Genomic DNA, 24,266 nt, shown 5'->3' on the forward strand with positions numbered 1-24,266 from the left:
CTTTATCATATTCAGCGTGGGGATCATAGTGGTCTCTCCCCGCCAATATCTCACCAGAACGGCTTCGAGGCATGCAAGCGTCAGTTTATCGACTCTAAGCGCCCGGGACAGATGGTTCTTCTTCATCTGCTCTATATAGCATCTTCGCCCGATTATGATCCCGGCCTGCGGCCCACCCAGCACCTTGTCTCCACTGAAAGTCATTATATCCACACCGGTGGACAACAGAGAGCCGATATCTGCCTCTCCACTTATACCCTCTTTTTCGAGTGGGAAGAGGATACCGCTTCCCTGATCATACATCACCGGGACGTCTTTCGCCCTTCCTAATTCGACCAGTTTTCCGAGAGAAACATCATCGGTATATCCGACGATCCTGTAATTACTTGTATGGACTTTCAGAATCAGGCTGGCTCCACCCTCAACGGCCGTTTCGTAGTCCTTCAGGTTTGTCCTGTTGGTGGTGCCTATCTCAATGACGCTCGAAGCGGCCCTTCCAAGAATCTCCGGAAGCCTGAAACTACCGCCGATCTCGACCAGCTCACCTCTCGAAACAGCCACAGCACCTTCGCCTGCGAATGTATTTACGGCGAGCAGGAGGGCAGCGGCCGTGTTGTTGACGACCAGAGCACTTTCAGCCCCGGTAATCAATTCGAGCAGTTCAACGGCCCTTCTCTCCCTGTGGGTCCTCTCGCCGGATTCGAGGTCCACCTCAAGATCGATATACCCCGAAGCTGCTCGAAGCAATGATTCTGTTATACAATCTCCCAGGGGAGCCCTGCCAAGATTAGTATGAAGGACCACACCGGTTGCGTTTATCACCTTTCTCTGGCCCGTCCTGCCAATCAATTCGACTTTCCGGGCAACTTCATCCCTGATGCGGGAAAGTAACCCTTCCTCGTCACCGACATCTTCCCCGGAGAGAACAAGGTTCCTGTAACCTTCTATCGTATCACGAGTTATCCTCGTGATACCATTCCTGGAGTTGACATTGATCGTCCCCGAGACACGCTCATCCTCCAAAACCCTCTCCACGGAGGGCAGTATCTTCAGCGACGACTTGATGTTTCTCCAATCGTTCAAAAGAGTTCTAACTTGCCATTTTCTACCATATATTGGGGGAACCGTCAACAATTTTCACAATATATTGTTAAGTGAGTAGTTTTTAACTTCTGATTCGAGGTCAAAATTGTGTCTTGTAGCTCGACCTGCTATCTGATAAAGATGTCATCGAGGACAATTACTCCCGGAAGGAGAACAATATGAAGAAATTACTGCTGAAAGCCGTTATCGCCAGCCTTATTGCCGGGATGGTGGCAGGCTGTGCTCAACGCATATCAAAATGGGACTCTCTGTACGACCAGCTCAGTGAGGAACCTGGAAAATTCGACCGGAGCGTTCTTGAAGGCCGGAGGATAGTGATCGATCCGGGACATGGAGGAAGTTTCAAAGGTGCTGTCGGAATTGACAGTCTGACAGAATCTGATGCCAACCTGGGCGTCGCCCTGTACCTTTGGGGCATGCTCGACGAGGCCGGCGCGGACGTCCACTTGACAAGATCTACGGATCGCGATTTTCTTCCTGCCGGTTCTGAAGAACTCAGGGATGACCTTGCAGCACGGGTAGAACTCGCTAATCGATTCGAACCTGAGGTCTTTATCTCCATACATCACAATTCGAATATCTCGCTGGACAGGAAACGCAACCGTATCGAAGTCTACTACCGGAGCATGGACCCTTCCGCTTCACTTGAGCTGGCAGAAGATATACACCTTCACCTTGCCAGAAATCTCGGAATAGAGACTTCATGTATCAAACCAGGTAATTATCATGTGCTCAGAAACTCTGACGCAGGAGCCTCTGTCCTTGGAGAAGCAAGCTACATATCTCATCCCGAAGTTGAAAAACGCCTGAAAATCTCAACCCGGCAGAGGCTGGAAGCAGAGGCATATTATCTCGGCCTCCTTTCATATTTCTCCCGTGGAGTCCCAGTCATCGAGCATATCGATTCAAGCTGCGACACACTTTTTCTTCCCGGATCGATATCGTTCAGAGTAAAAAGAGGCGCTGGAGTAGCACTCGTACCCGGCTCCATGCGTGTCACTATGAACGGCCGGGAACTTGGCTCCGTCTGGTCTCCGACAAAAGGGATCCTTTCATGTCCACTCCCCATCGATATACCGAACAGTCAGTATTCTTTCAGGGCTTCCGCACGCTCAACGGGAGGAGCCCGCTCGGTCAGTAATCCTGTCAGAATAGCGGTCAACAGACCGGCGAAGTTCTTCCTTCCAATGCCACCCCGCAGGCTGGCGGACGGATTGCTTTCCCTGTCGATACAGATCCTTGATGAACTTGGCGGCCCCATTTCCGATGGAACAAGCGTAAAGGTAGCCTCCCGCTCAAGAGGCCATATCTCCAGAAGCAGGACTTCGGGCGGCCTGATCTCCTTTGCATCCTCCAGACTGGAAGCCCTTGAGAGTTTTCATGTCTCTTGCGGGGATGCTGCTGACACCATACTGTTCTCCCAGTCCGATGCGCTCGGGTTGACTATTAAAGTCATCGATACCCTGTCAGGAAATCCCATCGATACTCCACTGCTTTTACTGCCTGACGGAACATCAAGGACAGGTGATGAGAAAGGTCTGCTTGAATTGCCGCTGTCGCTTTTTGAAGATCGTATGATCCTTACAGCCAGGGGATACCGCCCCTGCCCGCTTATGCCAGAAGATACTATCAAGAGACCGGTGATCGAGCTTACCCCGGTATTCGGAGGCATCCTCCAGGGACGTCGTGTGGTCCTTGATCCGGCCGGAGGAGGCGATGACAGTTACGGCATCAGCCCGGACCTTGTGAGAGGATCGACTATCAATCTCGAACTTGCGAGAAGGGTAAAAGACATCCTCGAATCAGCAGGAGTGAAAGTCCTGATGACAAGAGAGGGTGAAGAAACCCTGTCGGTCTACGAAAGGATAGACAGGGTGAATCGGTTCGCTCCGCACCTGGCACTCGGACTCAGGTTCGGCGGAAATCATGGTCCGGATGAGTCGAGATTCACCTTCCACCATTACCCGGGCAGCACACGGGGAAGAGCGGCGGCAGAGAACCTGATGAACGCGCTTGACGGCGTTCCTCCTGCCTCGGAAACAGAGATCGTCGAGTCAGCATCTCTATTCCTGCAACAGACATCCTGCCCTGCCTGTGCCATATTCGCGCCCCTTGGAAGATCCACAGAGAAGATATTTCGTAATCCAGTCTGGCTCGAACTCGAATCATCCAGGATAGCCGCAGGCATCATTCGATCCTTCTCCCGGAAACTGACCCCCTGTTCACCGTATTCGATCAGCCTGGCGAGAAACGGGCTCCCCGTAGAACAGGCACATATCTCGGTCGATGGAGTCTTTTCCGCTACGACAGGAGTGGATGGAAGTGCCGCGTTCTATTGCATGGATGAGGGAAGGCATTTTATAACGATATCTCTTCCCGTTGGTGACGCTCCCGGAATGTTGGAAATCGACACCGCTTCGGCAGTGGACGGAAAGATCTTCATCGATATCGATTGACTCCATCTTCCCCCACCTCACGGGTTTCCTGATGTGAGGAGCTTCTTGACTGCGGAGCCTGTCACCAGCATATTGATATCAAGGATGTGAGCGCAGATGGGCAAGATCATAGACTACGACAAGCGACGCACAAAGAGACTCGTCTACCTTCTTCCAGTAGCCTTTCTGGTCCTGATAATCATACTTATGACTATCGAGCACACTCAGGTAGTAGACAGATTTTTCTATGTCGGTTACGAAGGACCGATGCAGATCCTCCCGGAGATCACTATCATAGACGACAAGAGTCTCCAGGCCGAGATATTCTCGGAAGAGCGCCATGATATGGTGGCCAGGGAGATCGAACTTATCAGCGACGACGAACAGGATGTTGAAGAAGAGGACCCTGAGTTCAGCACAGCCCCGGAAAAAGAAGTAGAAGAGATCTTCGACAATGTCACAGGCAGGGATTTTATAAAGACCTACGCTTCACACACGGATGTCCCTTTCAGGGAGGATTATGTCATCCTCACTATGGTAAAACCTGTCTATCCCGAGGACGCCATGGCCCTGAGAAGGGAAGGCTACGTACTGGTCGAAGTGTATATCGACGAAACAGGTCGTGTAGCGGAAGCCTGGGTAAGAAAAGTGTACGGTATCGAGAGTTTCGAGATAGCGTCCATTGAGGCTGTGAAGCAGTTCAGGTTCAAACCTGTTATGGAAAATGGGGAACCACAATCGTTCTGGGTCAGTTTCCTGATCAGTTTCAGATTGAATTAGTGAGAAAGACGAAGGGTGGTGAACCTGACCAGGCTCTCGTCCCTGATCGTGTAGAATACGATGCCGTCACCGCTGACCAGTTCGATAAACCTGTGTTGCTTGTTCTCCATATTCTTTTCCATCTCGTCACGGAGATTCCTGCCCGACTCCGTGGCATCTTTCATGACTTCGAGCATCTTCCTCACTCCGATATATCCTCCTGTAGAGAACCTGTTGACCTCGCCGGACTCGTCGTCGACCAGGATCGCTGCAGACCGCAGTATCTGTTCTTCACCGCTGATATCGCTCTCTGCGGGAAAGACTGCACCTTCCATATCTCTTGCTGTCATTCTGATCAGGTTTCGTGAATTCCACGAACTGGATCCGAGTAACTGGACCCCGAATTCATAAAAAGACAACTGGGGCAGAATAAGTATGAGGTCTTCCGCATCGGAAGCTATAAACAGAGCTTCAGGACTTGCACCCCTGATACGCTCGATATTCTCAAGAAAATCGGTGCTGCCTTCATTGTAATAATCACTGATCACAAGGGAAGATCCCAAACGTTCGATATTCTCTCTGAACAAGCGCTCTGTCTTTCTCGAAGCAGGATCTTCGGGCGACAAAAATGCTATCCTCTCAAGCTCCATCTCGACACAGGCTATCCAGGCAATGGCGGCGATCTCTGTGTTTTGATCATTTTCCGCCTGGAATATATGATCACCTATACTGGAGATCCCGGCCTCTGTAGCGACCGTAGAAAACATGACCACGCTCTCCGCCTGTGCGACCTGTGAAGCCGCTATTGTAGGCGCGCTGAGAATGCACCCGGCAATGGCGGACACTTCTTCCTCATCTACCATCCTTCTTGCTGCATTCAGCGCGACAAGCGGATTGGCACCCGTATCGCCGACAATAAGTTCCACCCCTCCCATTCCTCTTCTCGCGCCTTCTTTCATCGCTATGGAGGCGCCCCATAGAAAAGCCTCTCCGAGTGGCGAGAACCTGCCGCTAAGCGGACAAAGAAGCCCGAGACTCATACCGGAGAGTCTGCCATCGCCTCTGCTTTCAGACACGGACGATATGATGTTTCTGCTGACGGCCCGGTCGGGTATGGTTCGCTTTTCATCGATTGAGCTGAGATGCTCTCTAAGCAGCCTCACCTTCGATGTGTCGCTGTCGGCCTCTGCAAATGCCAGACATGCTTCGAGGACTATCCCGATCCCGTTGAATGATCCGTATTCTTCCCTGATACGTTCAAGTCTGCCCTCCGGCATCAGGGAAGTCACTTCACTCAGACTTTCTCTGGCAGTCATCCTCGACGCATCGCCAAGGTCCGAAGAAAGTGCCCCGAGCAGGGAAACAGCTGCGTCATAGAAAAGCCCCCTCGCCCGGTCTATCCCCGCAAGTATCAGTAGAGCCTCGCCCCTGTCCGAAGACGGGATATCGCCTCCCGCGACGGGAAGCAAAATATTCCTGGCTTCCGTGAGGCGTCCTGTTTCCACGCAGGCCCGGCCTGTCATCAGCCTCACTTCATCGATAATATCGGTTCCTCCACACTGCTCGATATAGCGCAGACCCGATTTCCTGACTTCCTTGTAATCCTCGTCAAAGAGGAATGTCCTGATCTTGGTCTCGAGATCTCCACATGCTTCCTCGGGTGTCCGAACCATTGAAAGGTCAGGAGGTGCCTGCGCGCATGAGGTAAAAAGGGGCGCCAGGAGAAACAGGATCGTCCATCTGATCATTTGACCTTCCTTGAAAATTTGACCCGGCCAAGGTAAGACATGGCAAGTGAATGGTACTCAATGGCCTGTTCCCTGAGTCCGTCTATAACATCCTCGCTCAATTCGCGGCGGATCGTTCCAGGCACACCTGCAACGAGAGAGCCCGGTGGAATAATCGTGTTTTCCAGAAGAATGCTGTTAGCTGCGACAATCGAACCTTCCCCTATTTCGACTCCATCAAGAACAACAGCACCCATCCCGATGAGCGATCCGTTACCGATACTGCAGGAGTGAATAACAGCGTTGTGTCCCACAGTCACATGATCCCCGACCACCAGCTCGGGTCCTCCGGTCGTAACATGACACACGACTCCATCCTGGATGTTCGAGTATGACCCGATACGTATCTTCCAGCAATCTCCACGTACCACGGCACTGTGCCACACACTGGACCCCTTCTTGATCGACACATCGCCTACCACACTGGCAGTAGGTGCTATATATACATCTTCTCCTATTTCCGGTGAAATACCCTGGAATTCCTCGATCAACTCAACTCCCCTCCATCCATCTGGCCAAAATCCGAAGGGTCAAGGCTCTCGAGGTGCCTTTTAACATCATCCTCCCCTTCCTTCCCCACCTGTAGATTCCTGCTATAAGCCAGAAATAAGTCCTCATCAACAAATATAGATGCTCCAGCCCTGAGCGCGAGCGCGATCGAATCACTCGGGCGGGCATCTATGAAGAAGACATCCTCTTCCCGTTGAAGCACTATCCTCGCGAAATATGTATCCTTCTGAAGACCACCGATCTCAATACTGACGATCCTGGCACCAAGTTCCTCCACGACGATCTTCAGCAGGTCGTGAGTCATGGGACGTTCGAAACTGCTACCGGAAAGCGCAGTGTAGATAGCCGTAGCTTCTGCCGGGCCTATCCAGATCGGAAGTACTTCCGTCCGGTCATCGGTGGCGAGCATCACCACCGGATGCTCCCGCTCCTTGTCAATCGCGATTCCTTTGACTTTCACATTCAGAAGTCCCATTTCCTGCTATTCCTTTTCGCTTTCAAGATGTTCCTGCACACCTTCGAGAGATTCGAATCTAGGATGGTCCTGGTGTAGATTGCCGATCATCCACTTCGCCGATTCCACGACTTCGGAATCAGGGTAATCTTTCAATAGCTCATCGAAGGTCCTCCTGGCCTGTACCAGGTCCTGAAGCTCTTCGGCATAGACAAACCCGATCATGAACAACGCCTGGGGCGCGAACTTATGTTCCGGATACCTGTTGACAAGTTCCCTGTAATACAGGATCCGTGTATACGATGCGTCCTCTGACTGCGCGATCTCCCAGAGCTGTTCGGGCGTTCTTGTAGTCTCAAGCACATATTCCTGTGCATAGTTGACCGGTGAATATTTTTTCCTCAGTGCCTCGATCTGCTTGTCCAGATACTCTTTCGAGTAACTGTCCCTGAGTGTTTTGGCTATAGATTTTCTGACTTCGGACAGGGGTTGGAGAGCGGCAGGTTTGTAATCATTGATCCTTACAATTGAGTATCCTCTTTCATGCTTGATCACACCGCTTACTTCGCCCACGGTTAGGTCGGCGATATCAGCTGTGAACGTACTGGACTTTCCGATGTATTTAACAAATCCATCCGGGTTGAAATAACCCAGGTCTCCATATGAGGGAGCAGTTGAACGATCCTCCGATTCGCCCTTCGCTATCGCGCTGAACTTTTCGCCTTCATCGATCCGTTTCTTCCATTGCACGCATTTCAGACTGTCTCTCGAAAATATATGCTGCGCCTTGTAGAGAGGAAGATTCGTAAACTCGTCACTGTGACTGTCGTAATAGCTCTCGACTTCCTTATCAGGGATCTCGATCTTCTCTACGATCTCTTTCGCATAGAAAGCTCCGATAAGGATCCTCCGCTCGACAGCTTCGAGTTCGGCTTTCACGATGGGATCGTTTCTCAGGTTTCTGTTTTTGGCCTCAAGATAAAAGAGCTCATCGTTTATGATGAGATTGACAAATCTGGCCCTTCCGGACGGACCCTTGAAGTTGTTTTTCTGATTGTCAGGAAGTAAATCAAATTTCTCATCGATCTCCGCGTCGGTGATCTTTTTATTCCCTATCCTGATCGCTACTCCCTGGTTGATCTCTATTTTATTTTCCTTTTCCCCGCATGAAAACGCAATAAAGACAAGAGATGCCAACATAATTGACGATAATAACGCTCTCTTCATCCTGCTGCCTCCTTTGACCAGACTCTTCATCCTGTTCAGTTCTTTTCTTTTCTATCTTCCATCGCATCAAGCAATTCCCTGACACGCTGACTGTCGCCCCGCCTGCAGACTAGCACATTGCCGTCCTTGACGGCGACAACAAGACCATTGATCCCGACCGTGGCGATGATCCCGTCACGATTGAAAAATATATTGTCACTGGAATCTATCGATACGGCCCTGCCGGTCCCATAATTCCCGTTTTCGTCGACCGGAAGGATGTTCTCCAGTGCATCCCACGAACCGACATCGTCCCACCCCATATCTGTGGGAATGACAACCACGTTGGAAGCTTTTTCCAGAATTCCATAATCGACCGATGTGGCCGGCATTTTCCCGTATTCAGACTTGATGACATCATCCGACTCATCGGATCCGAAAGCTGCTCCCATCCTGTCAAGCGGTCCCATTCCTTCAGGTAGAAATTCCGCGAATGCAGCCAGAAAAGTCGATGGTCTCCACATGAAAATTCCGCTGTTCCAGAAGAAATTTCCATCATCCAGATACTTACGGGCTTTTTCCAGGGTTGGCTTCTCGTGAAACCTGCTTACTTCCAGCACACAGTCCGCATCATTTTCCGGACGATCTGTTTCCCCGATATTTTGCCGGGGAAGAGACGGACCCGCCTCGATATATCCATATCCTGTGGCAGGATGATCCGGTTTGATTCCGAAAGTGACAAGGACATCCTGTCTCTCGACGATCGAACTGCCGATCGTAACGACTCTTTCAAATTCTTCGGTGTCTCTGATTATATGATCTGAAGGACAGCAGAGAAGAGGCTGGTCATCGCCTCTGCTTTTTACCATGGCGGCAGCGACCGCGAGGGATGGCGCTGTATTCCTTCCAAGTGGTTCGGCGAAAATATTTTCAGGAGGTAATCCCGGAAGAATTTCCCTTATCAACCCGAGCTGTCCGGCCACGGTAACTACCAGTATCCTCGAAGGATCGACCAGAGAGGCCAGCCTGTCGAATGTGACAGACAGCATCGGGCCATCTCCCGTTATATCCAGAAATTGTTTCGGCCTTTTCTCAGTACTGAAAGGCCAGAAACGTTTACCGATCCCACCTGCAAGAATAACTGCGTACATGTCACTCCAGAGCTTGACAATGAACAGCTGTAATTACAGCTTAACCTGTTTTACACCTTACTGACCGATAAGGTCCGAAACATCTATATGTCCGGAAAGTGCATCAGCAAATTTCTTCCTGATCTCATCAAGCGATTCCAGATCGGAAGCCTCAAATCTCAAGACCAGCACTGGCTGAGTATTTGAAGCCCTTATCAGGCCCCAACCGCTTCCAAATTTTACTCGAGCACCATCGATATCGATAACTTCGTTCGTCTTTTTGAAATGATCGCCCACTTCACGGACGACATCGAATTTTTTTTCATCTGAGCACTCCAACCTGATCTCAGGAGTACTCTCATAGCTCGGAAGATCGTCGAATATCTCGCTGAGTTTCCTGTCGCTCGAAGAAACTATCTCCAGCAACCTGCACGCCGCGTATATCGCATCATCAAAACCAAAGTATCGATCGGCAAAGAACTGATGTCCACTCATCTCTCCGGCAAGAAGAGCATTTTCTTCCCTCATCTTCTTCTTGATGAGGGAATGCCCGGTCTTCCACATGACAGGTTTTCCACCATGTTTCAGAATATCCTCTTCAAGACTCTGTGAGCATTTGACCTCAAAGATCACAGTGGATCCCGGCTTCTCTGCCAGAAGATCTCTCGCGTAGATCGCCAGAAGACTGTCTCCCCAGATCATCCGTCCCCTGTCGTCCACGACTCCTATCCTGTCGGAGTCGCCGTCGAAACCGATTCCCAGCTCCAGTCCTCCTGACAGCACAGCTTCACGGAGATCAACCAGGTTCTTCTCGACTGTCGGATCGGGGTGATGATTGGGGAAAGTTCCATCAGGGTCCATGTACAACTCGACAGGATTACACCCGAGCCTGCGGAAGATATCCGGAGCGGAGATCCCTGCGGTTCCATTTCCACCATCCGCGGCGAACCTTACCGGCCTGCTCAGTTTGATATTTGCCGCGATGTATTCAGCGTATTCATCCTTCACATCACTCGAAGTCATACCGCCGCCACCGGGCTCAGGCAGACTTCCTTCAGTACCCAGCGTGTGGAGTTCAAGAATATCCTTGCCGTAGATCGTACCGTGGCCCCTCAGGATCTTGAATCCATTGAACTCGGCTGGATTATGGCTGGCAGTGATCATTACACCACCCTCTATTTCCCATTTCTTTGCTGCGAAATAGAAAACAGGAGTAGGAACCTCGCCGATATCGATAATATCGACGCCACCTTTCCTCAGCCCCTCAGTAAGGACGTCGAAATACCTCTGACTGCTTTCCCGAACGTCACGCCCCACGACAGCTTTGTCAATACCTTCTCTTTTGAAGGTAGATGCTATCGCGAGACCGAGTATCCTGACACCATCATCTGAGAGGTCCTCATCAACAAGTCCTCTGATATCATATTCTCTGAATATCTTCTTCGGTAGATCGATGATGAACCTCCTTCTCCAAACCTGATGACAGGCTATTCCTTAACTACCCAGATCTTGACGGGGACTTCAACGTCCTTGTGAAGCCTGACCGGCACAGTGTAGACGCCGAGGATCTTAATGTGTTCCTCAAGAACGACCATCTTGTGATCGATCTCGAACCCCTGCGCAGTGACCGCAGTGGCGATATCCTGAGCGCTGACAGAACCGTAAAGTTTGTCTTCCTCTCCGGCCTGTACGACTATCGTACACGAAAGGTCTTTCATCTTCGCGGCTGTATCCTGGACTGTCCTTTTGTGCTTGTCATCCCTTACAGACTGGAGTCTGTTTTCCTCGACTATGACTTTTTTCATAGCGCCGGTCGCAGGAACGGCAAGCTTCTTGGGCAGAAGATAGTTCCTCGCGTATCCAGCCTTGACGGTCACGATATCCCCACGTTCGCCAAGACCCGGCACACTGTTCTTAAGTATAAGTTCCATTGAGTCATCTCCCTAACGAAAGTAGATCTTTACGAACGGCAGAAGAGCTATCGCCCTGGCCCTTTTAATGGCCATGGCAAGCTGCCTCTGGTGACGGGCGCACGTCCCGGTGATCCTGCGCGGGGATATCTTACCCCTGTCCGTCACGAATCTCCTGAGAAGTCCATCATTCTTGTAGTCTATGGTCAGTTTGTCCGCGCAGAACCTACAAGGTTTATTCGTAGTCCGCTTATCTTTCTTTTTCTTCTTCTTCGCTACTGTTTTTCCACCCATTTTTTCTACTCCATCGTCTGTTCGGCATCGGCCGAGGGCTGTTCCTTGACAGGATTATCATCGACAATGATGAGATGTCTGAGAACGACATCATCAAACCGGAATATCCTGTTGAGTTCATCAAGAATCGCGTTGTTTCCTGTGAATTGGATAAGGATGTATATGCCTTCGAATTTTTTCGCGATCGGATAGGCAAGCTTCCTCTTGCCCCATGGATCGACCTTATGGACGACTCCCTCGCGCGATGTAATGATCTCGTTGAAACGCTCCGTCTTTTCCTTGACGGCGATTTCTTCAAGAGATGGATCAAGAATATAAACGCACTCGTAGGTACGCATAGGCAGGTTCCTCCCTTCGGACTCATTCGACCTTCCCGCTCTCATGGGGGGAAGGTAGGGAAAAAGATTGATTTTCCCGGACCGGCCTGCAGTTCCGCCCGGCACGATCCAGCTTTACCCGGCCAATATAATAGAACGTATGGATATCGTCAAGGTTAATAAGGGTTCTCGGGCTGAAACGGGGCTGGACAGGATACGCACGGCCCTACGGAAAGGCGCCCCGGGATGGCCTGTTTATTTTTCCGGACGGTTGAATTCCATCTGTGTGGCCGCAATACCCCTGCCAAGGATCATCTCGACCGCCTTTGTCGCCGCCCTGGTCATCGCATCGGCCGAAGCACGGTCGTCAGACGAAAAGGGGCTGAGGACGTAATCGCTCCATTCATCACCCTCAGGAGTGGGGCCGCAGCCCATCCTCAACCTTGCAAACTCATTGGTACCAAGATGTTGTGCTATAGAAAGAAGCCCATTATGCCCACCGCTGCCTCCGGATTCCCTGATCCGGAGCCGACCCAGCGGAAGACTGATATCGTCGCAGATGACCAGAAGAGAAGAGGGGGATAACCCCTTTACATCGGCAAGGGCATCCCCCGAACAATTCATGTATGTCTGCGGTTTGATCAGAGTGACGGTACGTCCGGAAGACTTCCATGCCACTCTTAAACTCTTCTCACCGAATCTTTTCCATTTCAGGCCGAATCGCGAGGTAATCAGGTCCAGAACATTAAACCCGAGATTGTGCCTGGTATTCCCATACCTTGCACCTGGATTTCCGAGCCCGCAGAGAAAGGATATCTCCGACATATTTCTCTAGGAGTCCTCTCCCTCACCGGCGGCTTCCTCACCCTCGGCAGGAGCGGCCTCTTCTTCACCCTCAGCAGCCTCTTCAGCTTCAAGATCCTCAGCGACTTCCAGCTTCTTGGGAATCGATACGTGTGCAACCTGGATGTTGTCATCGTCCAAAAACTCAACATCCGGATACTGCGCCACCATACTGGAGATACGGATCGAATCGCCGACCAGCAGGTGAGTCACATCCACTTCCAGCGATTCGGGAATCATAACAGGAGTCGTAGAGATCATTACTTCCCTGATACCGTGATCGAGAATACCACCGAAGTCCTTTACTCCCTTCGGAATACCGGTCAGCAATATGGGCACGCCGACCTTGATAGTCTCATCTTTGGAGATCCGCTGAAAATCGACGTGAAGGACATTGCCCGTCACCGGGTGATGCTGGACATCCTTGACCAGAGCAAGGATAGTATCCTCGTCCAGACCTTCGATATCGATGCTGAGAATGAGATGCTCAGTCGTAGCATGATGAAGGATAGTCCAGAATTCATGCTCTTTTATGGCCAGATGTACAGGCTCAGCCTTATGCCCATAGAGCACACCGGGAATCTCTCCCTGTTTACGGATCTTGTGCAGATTCTTTTTACCCGCTTCAATCCTGGCGCGGGCATTCATTCTGATTTCCTTCATTACTTCCTCCCTATCAGACGAATAACATACTGATAGATTCTTCGGTATGGATCCTCCTGATAGCTTCACCGAGAAGTTCAGATACGTCGAGGACCTTGACCTTGCTACACTTTTCATTACCGCTGAACGGTATCGAATTCGTTACGACGATCTCCTCAATACAGGAAGCCTCGAGTCTCTCAAGAGCCGGACCGGAGAAGACCGGATGTGTGGCTGCCGCCATGATACGTCCAGCGCCCGCCTTTTTCAGAGCCTCTGCTGCCTGCGTTATTGTTCCTGCAGTACTTATTATATCATCGAGAATAATAATATCACTGCCCTCTACCTCACCAATGATGTTCATGAGCTCAGACGAATCGGCGGCAGTCCGCCTCTTGTCAGCTATGGCCAGATTGGCCTCAAGCTTCTTCGCGAAAGCCCTTCCCATCTTTATCCCACCTACATCGGGGGAGACAATGGTAAGGTCCTTGTAATTTTTCCCCCTAATATATTCAAGAATGACCGGCGCCGCAAAAAGATTATCGACCTGAACGTCAAAAAATCCCTGAATCTGTGCCGCGTGAAGTTCGAGGGCCAGGACCCTGTTCGCTCCGGCTGTCTCTATAAGATTGGCCACCAGTTTGGCCGTAATAGGCACTCTGGGCTGATCTTTCCTGTCTTGCCTCGCATATCCGTAATAGGGTATGACCGCGGTAATCCTGCTTGCTGACGCCCTGTAACAGGCATCCATCATGACAAGAAGCTCCAGCAGGTTTTCTGCAGGCGGAAATGTCGGCTGAATGATAAATACGTCTTTACCACGTATATTCTCATTTATATTGACCTTGATTTCTCCATCGGAAAACCGCCCCACGTCCATATCGCAAAGTCCTATCCCGAGGTAATCGGCGATCTTTTCCGACAGATTGGGATTCGCAGTTCCCGACATAAGAGTAACAAGTTCGTTCATCTTTCAGTTTCCTCCAGAAAAAAAAATGACCTCCCGCGGTCACCGATCCTTTATTTACTGGGGCGGGAGGATTCGAACCTCCGATGCAGGAGCCAAAGTCCTGTGTCTTGCCACTTGACGACGCCCCAAAACTTACTGAATCAATTCAATATCAAATCAGGGCTCCGCAACCTCCAGTCCAGACTCAGTCTGAACCTTGTCCACTTCACGCTCAAATGCCTGAACGATCTGTTCCTCCATCCAGTCTCGTGTCGAATTGTTGATAGGATGGGCAATGTCCTGATAGGTACCATCGGGACGCTTGCGACTGGGCATGGCGACAAAAGTTCCCTTTGCTCCCTCTATGACCTTCAGTCCCCTGATAACAAAACAATTATCCAGGGTAATGCTGGCGAAAGCTTTCAACTTGTTGTCATCACGCAATGATATCCTGATCTCGGTGATCTCCATGTGGCCCCCCTGAATCTCCTTTTCTAATTCCACTGGAACAACTCCAGAGTCCAATCCACCGGCTTAGCGATACTGGTAAAGTAACCCTGCCCCATGAATAGTCGCTCTACTTCCACCGCTTTGTCCTCACTATCGAACAACGCAAAACAGGCCGAACCACTCCCCGAAAGCAAACTCAGGGTCGGCTCTTCGCGCCTGAAAACTTCCAGAATCTCTTTAATCTCCGGATACTGCTCTACAGCGTAGCTCTCAAAGCTATTAAACGTCTCAAACGTCATATCCGGGAAGTCCTTCACCTGTTTTAGCAGGTGATTCAGTCTATCCTCATGAGAATCCCTTGTCAACAGAATTCTAACATTATCATATGCCGTCTTCGTTGATATCGGGATGTCCGGTTTTACAATCAATATGGCGCCATAAGGCAACCCTTCCGCTTTTTCCAGAATTTCCCCCCTGCCTCTGCCGGCAGCCGGAGTTCCCCTTACAAAAAATGGTACATCTGATCCGATCCTCAGTGCGATCTCCTCCAGAACCTTCGCTCCGATAGGCTTTCCATGAAGATGATTCATCCCTGTCAGAACTCCAGCCGCGTCGCTGCTTCCCCCACCAAGTCCCGCTCCGTGAGGAATATTCTTGCTGACGGTGATCCTCACCCCCTCATCACAACCCGTCGCCGATATAAACTCCGATGCGGCTTTGAAGCAAAGATTTCTTTCGTCCCAGGGGATTTCAGGCGTGTCTCCGACCAGCTCGATCTGTCCACCCGTAAGCTCTAACTTCAATTCATCAAAAAGAGAAACCGGCTGAAAAAACGTAAGGATATCATGAAAACCGTCCTGTCTTCTTCCAGTGACGGCAAGAAAGAGGTTTATCTTTGCGTTACAACGGATTCCCGTGGTTATCCCTGTCGTCATCCTGTCTCCTTCCAGAGCATAGATTCTTGCGCCCGTCCGACACGATGTCAAGGATTAAGAGTGGACAGGGCCCTCTCAGCTATTTTCGATTGATACAAGCTGTGATATCGGTTATTGTGGCTTGTCTGAGGCTCTGGCCGTTCCAGCGCCGTACAGACCATCTGATTCATTCGCACGCTGACCCGTTTCATCGGGATACAAGGCCGGGAATCCAGACATGATGCGTGGAAACAGGACTTTCAAGAAAATAGACAGATGGGCCGGGATTCCGATACTGCTTGCAGCATCGGCAATAAGAAAGGCTACGCGTTTTCTCGCCCGGACCGGTCACGATTCTGCGGATCATCATAAGATAGGATCAGGGGACAGGATCCTGATCATCAAGCAATCAGCTCTGGGAGATACCCTCCTGCTTCTTCCGGTACTGAAAGCTATGCGCGGAAGCGTGGGATCATCCGGGCAGGTCGATATGCTCGTGACTCCTGTCAACTCGATCATTGCCGAAAATTGCCCCTGGATGGATGATATCATTCTGTTCGATCCATCAAAACTGTTCCTTCATCCTCTACATCTTCCCGGACTGGTCAGAAAGATACGGTCTCGCCGGTATACTGTCGTTCTGGATTTCGACCAATGGCTCAGGTCTTCAGCCCTGTTAGCCGCCGTATCGGGCGCCGCGACGACGGCTGGATTTAAAACACCAGGGCAGCACCGTCACTTCGCCAGCGACCTGACCGTGACTCAGACAGAGAAAAGACACGAATCCTGTCTATTCAGGGACCTGGCCTGCTCATGCGGAATACCCGTCGAAGCCGTGGAACCTTTCTCGGGTTTTCTTAAAGGAAATGACCTGTTCGAATCGGACACACCGGACATTCGGGACAAGACGAAGCCCATGCGCGTACTTTTTCACCCGGGATGCGGGGAGCATGGATACCAGAGAGAATGGCCAGCCGCTGATTACGCCAGTCTGGGATCGGCTCTCTCCTCCTCATATGATATCTCGATAACGATCTCCGGACATGGAGAGCATGAAATGCCCATCGCCCGTGAGATAATAGAAGAAGGCGATTTCAACTCCACAGATCTCTCGGGAAGATTGACCTTCGCGCAGCTTGCTGCCGTTGTAAAAGACACCGACCTGGTAGTATGTGGAAATACTGGAGTCATGCATCTCGCAGCCGGGTACGGAACACCGCTGGTAGCTCTGCATGGACCTACAGATCATCTGAAATGGGGGCCGGACTACTCCTGTGGAAAAGTCTCTGACACACTGGCTCCCGGCTCGGCCACTATTATCCGAGCCGACATCCCATGCTCACCATGTCTGTTTCTTGGATACGAATACGGTTGCGATGGCCGCGCGTGCATGGAATCTATCCAGGTGGAAACGGTCCTCGATGCCTGTTCAACAATCCTCGACAGACTTCAGACCTTGTAGCTCTCCCACAGATCGCCCCATTCAGTCGCACGGAATTTATTTATCTTGCTCCGCCCGACAGTCGGATACCAGAGAAAATCATGATAAAAATTACTGGCGGCCGGGGCCCATGCAACAAGAGGGGAATGCAGAGCGATCTTTTCCAGGAATCTGAGCCCACCCTTCCGTAACATCTGGTCACCCCATATTACGAAGCTCTTCTTCGTGTGGAAATGGAAATTCATCTCCCCGATGTCCTCACCCTCTATCTCAAGATTTTCAACACGTCCCTCGCCCAGACCTCTCTCTGTGGCCCATCGGATATAATCGATCGACATCGGATCGAAGCCCATTATCTTCGCGGCCACCGCGTCGATCGCTACGGAATCGGCACTGGCGAGGATGATGTTTCCTACGTACGGGTCCATAGTCCTCGGCCCCGCACCATCTCCACATACCGTACCGTCCATCACCGCGAATATATTCGGATGAAGCTCTTTCTGCATCATCAGAAGATCGACCAGGACCTCATGCATATATTTGTGAGCGTAATGCCTGACTTCCTTCAGAAGTCCTCCGAAAGAGTTCTTGATCGCCCCTGTCGTAGTCGAATGTCCGTGAGTCTTCACTGTGGGCAGATGAAGAATATCCTTCCCTATGTACATCTTCGGTATCTCGATCCCATCAGGGAATATCTCGTTCAGTTTCATGAGATCGGATTTGAACTTGTAAGTGATCCACTCTACTTCCGGAAGGGGAATAAAGGGCAGGCCTCTCTTCTCAATGATAGGCATCCACAGGTTGTTTACTGCACCCTTAACGGGATTCGTCACGACGGTCTTGTTCTCTATTGGAAGAAGCTGATCTTTTCCATACCCCCGCCCGAACAGGTCGGCAAGCACACCATCGAGCTGCCATGGCTGACTGGAGCAGGCCGGAAAATACTTCGTCCATGAAAGATTGAGTTTCAGGAGCAGATCTCGTTCCGCAGTCAGGAACGACCCGGCGTCGGCCAATTCCATAACACGGTGATAATCCTCAATGACTGTTTCAGGCCTTGTACGAATTACTGCTACTTTCGATGCCAAGTGAGGCCTCCGATCTTTTCCTGTCAGGCATACATGATTATCAGCACTGTCGTCGCGAACCATAGAAACACATCAATGATTATCGCCTTTTCAGTCAGGAGGACGCCAGACGGGTCTCCTCCCTCATGCCTGTTATAGACGAGATAAAGATATCTCATTATTCCAAAAACTACGAAAGGGATAGTGTATACGAGGTTGTGGCTCCCGAACTTTTCAACAGTCGATGGCCACACCGTATATATAGAGTAAGAGATAAGAGCCGCAGTCGAGGAAAGACCCACCAGCTGATCGAGAAGAAGAGCAGAATATTCGGTCAGCGACTGACGGTGCCCCCCCGCGTCATCCAGATTAAAAAACTCGTTTCTACGTTTGCACAGGGCAAGAAAAAGAGAGAGAAAGAGAGTGCATATCCAGAGCCATGGAGAAAATTCCAGGCCGGGGACTTCACTGTACAGGACCGCGACACCAGCCCCGGCCCGTATCAGAAAACTGAAGCTGATCGATATGACGTCAAGTATTACTACCTGCCTGAGCAATATGGAATATATCCCGTTGACCAGGACGAATGCCGCTGACAGGAGAAAGAACCTTATCCCGAGCAACCAGGAAAGCGAGACGAATACTATTATGAGCAGGCCCGAAAAGGTTCCTGCCGTGCCGCCTGAAACCGAACCTGAGGCTATCGGTCGCATCCGCTTTACAGGATGCCCCTGGTCACGTTTCCTGTCAAACAGGTCATTCAGGATATAGATGGCTCCTGAAAGCATACAGAACACCAGAAAGCCGAGAAGACTCTTCAGGACACAGGGTTGCTCAAGAAATCTCTTAGAGAAGAGGACTCCAGCAAAGAGGACCAGATTCTTGGTCCATTGCTTCGGCCTCATCGATATGAATAGATACCAGATATTCTTCATTGGGCTATACTAACCTTTTTTCACCGATCCAGTCAACAGGCTCGACAAAAGTTATCCTCTCAATAGCTGTTATCGCCCCTGAGAACTGTCCAGACTGTTCTAATGATTATTCTGACATCCAGCATGAACGACCAGTTCTCGACATAATAGACATCATACTTCGTCCTGTCCTCTATCGGAACGTCGCCTCTCAGCCCGTTGACCTGAGCCCACCCTGTCATCCCCGACCGCACACGATGCCTTTCGGCGTACCTCGATACACTTGCACTGAATCGGTCAACGAAATGGGGACGTTCCGGTCTCGGGCCGACCAGGCTCATATCTCCCCTCAGTACATTTATCAGCTGCGGAAGTTCATCGAGACTGAACCTTCTCAGAAATCTGCCGATCCCAGTGACCCTGTCGTCCTGCTTGACCGTCCACACAGGACCGGATTTATTCTCTGCGTCGACTCTCATACTTCTGAATTTGAGCAGATCGAACTTCCGGCCGTCCAGGCCGATCCTCTCCTGCCTGTAAAAGACATGCCCCTTCGATCCGGACTTCACTGCCAGAGATGTGATCAGGAATACAGGCGAAAGCAGAAGAAGCGATGCCGCGGAAAACAGGATATCGAAAACCCGTTTGAATACTGCCCCCCAGCCATCGATCGCGCTATCCTTCAGTTTCAGCAGAGGATATCCATCAAACTGTTCCACCCGGAAACGGCTGGTCACCATCTTCATCATGTCAGGAACTAGATAGAATTCGACATGCATACCCACGCATCCAGACAACATGGGAACGAGCATGTCATTCTCTTCGACATCCAGAGCTATGAACAAAACAGTGATCCCCTCATTTTCTATTATTTCTGATATCTCATCGAGCTGGCCAAGACATCTTATCGAAAGATCCTCTTTTTCGGGCTTCCCGATATATCCGATCATCTTTATTCCAAGGCCGGGATGTCCGTCGATGGTATTAAACAGCTCGTTTCCAAGCACACCAGAACCGGCCACAGCGCCCTTTACAATGTCCTTCCCTCTTCTGTGTCTAGACTTCTCGAATCCCAGGATGCTGAGCCTGGTGAACGACAGGAAAAATATCCCCAGCAGCCATATATATCCGAAAACAAGTCTGGAAAATGAATATTCACGATAGAAAAAAGCAGCTGCAGCGGCAAGGATCATCCCGGTTGTAACTGACTTGACGAGTCCGGAAAGTTCATCAACGCGACTCGCGTTTCTGCGGACACCATACATCCGGTTCGATCCCATAATAAACAACCATATCAGAATGAGCGCCAGGGAACCGACCATGTATACTCGAAGGGACGGGATACCTCTGGTCACGGGGATTATCGATACCAGGGGAGAGTGAAACCGGAGATAGTAAGAACAGAGGAACGCTGCTTCCATGGCAATCACATCTGTGACGACCTGCAGAAACGGTATCAGAAGACCCTTTTCCTTTTTCACCATATTCATCGCGTACCTTCTACCAGCAACCTATCCGGAATTTCGAGCTTCTACAGTCTCCGTGACGATCGAGGAGATATCCTCTATTCTGCTGTACCACGAATTATCGGCAGCAAGCTCTATCCCCGCTTTTACCATTGCCTGGTCAGTCTTTTCAATCGATTTCCTGATCGATGATACGAACATTTCGCGGTCCCGGGCAATATAACAATGTTTCGAATATTCTTCCAGCGCGGGAAGCCCCGTCGTTATTACCGGTTTTCCTGCAGCAAGATATTCAAAGAATTTCATGGGAAAGACCCCCGTGGTCGTTTCGTTTATCCGGAACGGGATCAGGCATACGTCACAACCCTTCAGATATGCTGGCAGATCGAGATAATCTCTCACGCCCATGACATGGATGTTCTCCTGCTCGACAAGCACGGAAGGATCGGAATCAGGATCGCCGGCACCGACCATTCCTATCAGAACGAACGAGATGCCGGGAAGCTCGCTGGCAGCATATCGCAGTAGTTCAAAATCGACCTTGTAGCCGCTGACATTGCCCACGAACACAGCCCTCGGAGACGGAATCTTTTCCAGGTCCGAAGGAACAGCAGTATCGGGATCAAGAGCCAAAGAGAAATGAGCGTAATCAGCTACATTGGGCAGGTAATGACAATTACGATTCAATGCGGAACACTTATCGCGAAGAGCCGGTGAAGTCGCGAAGACTATGTCAGCCTTCTCCAGCACCTGCCTTTCCAGCTGGTCCACGATCTCACGGTCGACCCCTGGATTGGCGGAGTAATTATCGACACAATGATATATCACCATATCCTCACCGAGCTGGCCGATAAGGTCAGCTCCTGTTGGAAGGAATATCCATAACACCGGGTCTGAAAACCTGTATATCTTTCCTACTACCCTTAACATCGATTTGAGCAGGACCCTGTTGATCAGCCTGACCAGTCTGAACCGGTGAAGCGGAATCATTATCGGAGCATAGACAAAGAGTCTGTCCGTGATCCTTCTAGGCTTCCTGAACCATCCGGCCAGCCTGTAGAGCAATTTCCCCAAGTCATGCTTCCCTCCACGGGGGAACCTGAGACTGAGTGGTTCGATATACAGGACCCGGTTTGTGATCGCCAGCCTGGACATCAGATGCTGGCTGTTCACCCATGCGGGGCTGTCCCAGTGAGCTGATGACAGACAGATTATATTTCTTCCCTGCAGATTCATTTTCTTTTCTCCAGAATCGTTCATCTCTCTATTATCTCTCTCAGCAAGCCTTCGATCCCGTCCAACATCTTCTCCTGGCTGTATCCGGAAATTATCCTGTCCCTGGCATTTGTTCCCATCCTGGCTGCCAGGGAAGAATCCTCAAGTATCCTCAGGGCTGCCTGTACAAATCCACTGACATCGCGTGGCTTGACAAGAATACCATCGATTCCGCTCCTGACAAGTTCTGACGTCCCCCCGATATCTGACGAGAGAACCGGCTTTCCGCATGACATGCCTTCCAGAAGAGACAGGCTCAGCCCTTCTATTGCAGTTGTAGGCAAAGCCAAAAGGTCGCAACTATTGTAATAAGCGTACGTCTCCTCAGACGAAACGACACCGGCGAATATGACACAGTCATCCAGACCCCTCTCCGCTGATAACCGCCTCAATCTTTTTCCATCCGGCCCATCGCCTACGATCATCAGCTTCACACCATCCAACTTCTCGCGTATCCTCGCCAGAGCCTCGATCATATGACCGATCCCCTTATCCTTGTGAAGCCTTCCGATACAGGCGATAAGTGGCGCATCCAGGGATATACCTGATTTCTGCCTGACCCTCTCTCCTGCTTCAACATCCGGGCGGTACATATCGATATCGACCCCGTTCGGAATTATCCTTAACATGTTATCCGCAACATCAAGTTCACTCTTGATGTCCGCGGCTATCTGCCTGCTGACCGTCCCGACAAGATCGACATGCCTGAGAAACTTCTTCATGCGCCTGTGATATACAAGGCTTCTGCCCATTCGCATGAGGTCCCATGGGGAAAAAAGACTCTTTAAACCATGCTGTCTGAATTCCCTCATCGGCGTTCCATGAGCGATGAAGAGTACCGGAACACTGACTTTCTCACGGCCCTTTTTTTCAATATAACCGAAGGCTCCAGAACTTTCACTGAACACGACATCGAATGGATCGACTCTATGCAGTGCGAAGAATTTCTCTGAACTGCGCTTCCAGTAGCCGAACTCATACCTTCCAGGAATCGTACCGGAAAGAAAATGCATCGAGATGTTCTCTTCATTCCTTTTCTCTGTACGGCCGGGGCAGGCAGTCGTCAGTACGGTCACCTTGTGCCCTCTGGCCGCAAGTCCCCTGATGACGACCTGGAAATGCCTCTCCATGCCCCCTATCCCGTGATCCGGGAGTGCTCTGCCAAAGGCGCATATCTTCATTGGTTCCTTTCGGGGCAACCGGCCGGCATCCCGCTCTGAAGGGTGGTACCATTCCCGGAAACAATCGCTTCACGCGATATTATCCTTTCAACAGCCAGAGAGAGTCCCACGGAGATCCATAAAAGCATTATGATCTCCGAATCCCCGAAATTCCATTCGAACAGACCATTGATCTGAAATCCTGTCATTACGCCGGCACTCCCCAGCGCGATACCTCTGAGCAACCAGTCGCTCTGCGCCACATTCAATGCGGTCCTGATCTGTGAAATAAAGATCCAGCCGAACATCGACAGGAAAAGAACAAGTCCAGGAATACCCATGATCGCTCCGATCATGATCATATTGTTATGCAGATGCCCGTGTACCTGTTGTGCCTCATCCGACTTGTATTCCCCGTAAAGACGGGACAGATCCATATCACCGACTCCTGTAACCGGGTGGTCACTGATCATCTCGATACCGGCCTTCCACATATATGTCCGCTCGATATTACTGGAATGTCCCGGATCGAACGAACTCAAAGCTCTTTCTTTGACCGGTGCCGGAGCAAGCAGGACAAGGATGACGACGGCGGGAACAAGTACGACCAGCATCTTTCTACTCTGTATTAACATCATGACCGCAAGTCCACCCAGCAGCCCCAGCCAGGAACTCCTCGTGAATGTGAAGACCAGCGGAACGACCATCACCACACCGGCGGCAAGAGCTATGAGCCGGATCCTGACAGGGGCCTTGACCAGCGTGAACGCGAATGTGGTGAGGGCGACTATCATCAGGATCCCGCCCGACGTCATGTAGTGGTTATAGAGACGCAGCCTTTCGCCGGAAGAGGCAAGATACTTCCATATACCGATGAAGGAAAAGAGTAACATCACCGCAGACAGGGTGAACACCAGTCGACCCGCCATCTTCCTTCCGGAAACCGCTCCAGCTATCAGATAGACGATCGGAATGAGGACGACCCTTTTCAGAAAGGGCATCCATATCCCCTTCTCAACAGCGAAGATCACGCTAAGGGTGCCGATGACGATGAATGCCACAAAAAACCAGTCATAGCGGCACCTCACCAGCGGAGATCTCCGATGTAGTATCATAAATAGAGACCATGAGAGAAAAGCGAATCCGAGGGCTGTCTGTGTGACTGCAATGGAGAAAACAGACCCGGCTACGAAAATAATTATAAAAACCTCGGTCACCCGGGGGAGATATTCTTCTTTC

At 50.7% G+C, this 24,266-nt stretch carries 24 protein-coding genes and 1 tRNA gene; 3 read left to right on the top strand and 22 right to left on the bottom strand.

The genetic code is table 11. From position 1 onward, the window contains the following. On the bottom strand, nucleotides 1-1,023 hold a 1,023-nt coding region (gene selA / locus KOO63_08835; GenBank protein ID MBU8921912.1), incomplete at its 3' end, for an L-seryl-tRNA(Sec) selenium transferase. Nucleotides 1,024-1,262: 239 nt separating this feature from the next. Between selA and KOO63_08840 the strand changes: the two genes are divergently transcribed. Both KOO63_08840 and KOO63_08845 read left to right on the top strand, forming a co-directional pair. After that, complete coding sequence (locus KOO63_08840; GenBank protein MBU8921913.1) at nucleotides 1,263-3,560, top strand: N-acetylmuramoyl-L-alanine amidase; 2,298 nt, start codon at nucleotides 1,263-1,265, stop codon at nucleotides 3,558-3,560. Nucleotides 3,561-3,656: 96 nt separating this feature from the next. Beyond that, a complete protein-coding gene (locus tag KOO63_08845; GenBank protein ID MBU8921914.1) occupies nucleotides 3,657-4,319 on the top strand; it encodes an energy transducer TonB in 663 nt (220 codons plus the stop codon). On the opposite strand, the gene KOO63_08850 is transcribed toward KOO63_08845, so the two are convergent. The 15 genes from KOO63_08850 to ispE all read right to left on the bottom strand — a co-directional run bounded on the left by KOO63_08850 (nucleotide 4,316) and on the right by ispE (nucleotide 15,725). Further along, nucleotides 4,316-6,046, bottom strand: a complete 1,731-nt coding sequence (locus tag KOO63_08850; protein ID MBU8921915.1) for an ABC transporter substrate-binding protein — start codon at nucleotides 6,044-6,046, stop codon at nucleotides 4,316-4,318. The two genes, KOO63_08845 and KOO63_08850, sit on opposite strands and share 4 nt — an antisense overlap. After that, nucleotides 6,043-6,576: a gamma carbonic anhydrase family protein gene (locus KOO63_08855; protein MBU8921916.1), complete on the bottom strand. Its 534-nt coding sequence runs from the start codon at nucleotides 6,574-6,576 to the stop codon at nucleotides 6,043-6,045. The genes KOO63_08850 and KOO63_08855 overlap by 4 nt, the downstream gene beginning before the upstream one ends. Beyond that, a complete protein-coding gene (locus tag KOO63_08860; GenBank protein MBU8921917.1) occupies nucleotides 6,573-7,070 on the bottom strand; it encodes a bifunctional nuclease family protein in 498 nt (165 codons plus the stop codon). The genes KOO63_08855 and KOO63_08860 overlap by 4 nt, the downstream gene beginning before the upstream one ends. Nucleotides 7,071-7,076: 6 nt before the next feature. Then, on the bottom strand, nucleotides 7,077-8,276 hold the full coding sequence (locus KOO63_08865; GenBank protein ID MBU8921918.1) for a peptidyl-prolyl cis-trans isomerase: 1,200 nt from the start codon (nucleotides 8,274-8,276) through the stop codon (nucleotides 7,077-7,079). A gap of 35 nt (nucleotides 8,277-8,311) precedes the next feature. After that, entirely contained in the window at nucleotides 8,312-9,406 is a 1,095-nt protein-coding gene (locus tag KOO63_08870; protein ID MBU8921919.1) for a mannose-1-phosphate guanylyltransferase, read from the bottom strand. A gap of 57 nt (nucleotides 9,407-9,463) precedes the next feature. After that, nucleotides 9,464-10,702: a phosphomannomutase/phosphoglucomutase gene (locus tag KOO63_08875; GenBank protein ID MBU8921920.1), complete on the bottom strand. Its 1,239-nt coding sequence runs from the start codon at nucleotides 10,700-10,702 to the stop codon at nucleotides 9,464-9,466. Nucleotides 10,703-10,872: 170 nt separating this feature from the next. Continuing rightward, nucleotides 10,873-11,316, bottom strand: coding sequence for a 50S ribosomal protein L9 (rplI, locus tag KOO63_08880; protein ID MBU8921921.1), 444 nt, complete (start codon nucleotides 11,314-11,316; stop codon nucleotides 10,873-10,875). 12 nt (nucleotides 11,317-11,328) lie between these two features. Continuing rightward, the gene (gene rpsR, locus KOO63_08885; GenBank protein MBU8921922.1) at nucleotides 11,329-11,589 is read right to left on the bottom strand and encodes a 30S ribosomal protein S18; all 261 of its coding nucleotides are present in this window, start codon (nucleotides 11,587-11,589) and stop codon (nucleotides 11,329-11,331) included. 5 nt (nucleotides 11,590-11,594) lie between these two features. Next, entirely contained in the window at nucleotides 11,595-11,927 is a 333-nt protein-coding gene (gene rpsF / locus KOO63_08890) for a 30S ribosomal protein S6 (protein MBU8921923.1), read from the bottom strand. Between the two features lie 234 nt (nucleotides 11,928-12,161). After that, nucleotides 12,162-12,731: an aminoacyl-tRNA hydrolase gene (gene pth, locus KOO63_08895; protein MBU8921924.1), complete on the bottom strand. Its 570-nt coding sequence runs from the start codon at nucleotides 12,729-12,731 to the stop codon at nucleotides 12,162-12,164. A gap of 6 nt (nucleotides 12,732-12,737) precedes the next feature. Further along, nucleotides 12,738-13,412: a 50S ribosomal protein L25 gene (locus tag KOO63_08900; GenBank protein ID MBU8921925.1), complete on the bottom strand. Its 675-nt coding sequence runs from the start codon at nucleotides 13,410-13,412 to the stop codon at nucleotides 12,738-12,740. 13 nt (nucleotides 13,413-13,425) lie between these two features. Continuing rightward, entirely contained in the window at nucleotides 13,426-14,361 is a 936-nt protein-coding gene (locus KOO63_08905) for a ribose-phosphate pyrophosphokinase (GenBank protein MBU8921926.1), read from the bottom strand. Between the two features lie 57 nt (nucleotides 14,362-14,418). Then, a tRNA-Gln gene (locus tag KOO63_08910) sits at nucleotides 14,419-14,489 on the bottom strand. Nucleotides 14,490-14,517: 28 nt separating this feature from the next. Beyond that, nucleotides 14,518-14,844, bottom strand: a complete 327-nt coding sequence (gene spoVG, locus KOO63_08915; GenBank protein ID MBU8921927.1) for a septation regulator SpoVG — start codon at nucleotides 14,842-14,844, stop codon at nucleotides 14,518-14,520. Beyond that, complete coding sequence (gene ispE / locus KOO63_08920) at nucleotides 14,835-15,725, bottom strand: 4-(cytidine 5'-diphospho)-2-C-methyl-D-erythritol kinase (GenBank protein ID MBU8921928.1); 891 nt, start codon at nucleotides 15,723-15,725, stop codon at nucleotides 14,835-14,837. The genes spoVG and ispE overlap by 10 nt, the downstream gene beginning before the upstream one ends. A 217-nt stretch (nucleotides 15,726-15,942) precedes the next feature. On the opposite strand from ispE, the gene KOO63_08925 reads away from it, so the two are divergent. Then, entirely contained in the window at nucleotides 15,943-17,166 is a 1,224-nt protein-coding gene (locus KOO63_08925) for a glycosyltransferase family 9 protein (GenBank protein MBU8921929.1), read from the top strand. On the opposite strand, the gene KOO63_08930 is transcribed toward KOO63_08925, so the two are convergent. The 6 genes from KOO63_08930 to KOO63_08955 all read right to left on the bottom strand — a co-directional run. Further along, entirely contained in the window at nucleotides 17,154-18,233 is a 1,080-nt protein-coding gene (locus KOO63_08930; protein ID MBU8921930.1) for a DUF362 domain-containing protein, read from the bottom strand. The genes KOO63_08925 and KOO63_08930 overlap by 13 nt on opposite strands. 23 nt (nucleotides 18,234-18,256) lie before the next feature. Further along, nucleotides 18,257-19,147 (bottom strand): decaprenyl-phosphate phosphoribosyltransferase, encoded by an 891-nt coding sequence (locus KOO63_08935; GenBank protein ID MBU8921931.1) that lies wholly within the window; start codon nucleotides 19,145-19,147, stop codon nucleotides 18,257-18,259. Nucleotides 19,148-19,206: 59 nt separating this feature from the next. Further along, nucleotides 19,207-20,616 (bottom strand): undecaprenyl-phosphate glucose phosphotransferase, encoded by a 1,410-nt coding sequence (locus KOO63_08940; GenBank protein MBU8921932.1) that lies wholly within the window; start codon nucleotides 20,614-20,616, stop codon nucleotides 19,207-19,209. Between the two features lie 21 nt (nucleotides 20,617-20,637). Continuing rightward, nucleotides 20,638-21,828, bottom strand: a complete 1,191-nt coding sequence (locus tag KOO63_08945; GenBank protein MBU8921933.1) for a glycosyltransferase — start codon at nucleotides 21,826-21,828, stop codon at nucleotides 20,638-20,640. Between the two features lie 20 nt (nucleotides 21,829-21,848). Then, on the bottom strand, nucleotides 21,849-23,048 hold the full coding sequence (locus KOO63_08950) for a glycosyltransferase family 4 protein (GenBank protein MBU8921934.1): 1,200 nt from the start codon (nucleotides 23,046-23,048) through the stop codon (nucleotides 21,849-21,851). Continuing rightward, nucleotides 23,045-24,266, bottom strand: a 1,222-nt coding sequence (locus KOO63_08955) for an O-antigen ligase family protein (protein MBU8921935.1), incomplete at its 5' end; no start/stop codon positions are given. The genes KOO63_08950 and KOO63_08955, both read right to left, overlap by 4 nt.

Source organism: Candidatus Latescibacterota bacterium (genome assembly GCA_019038625.1).
Taxonomy (GTDB): Bacteria; Krumholzibacteriota; Krumholzibacteriia; order Krumholzibacteriales; family Krumholzibacteriaceae; genus JAGLYV01.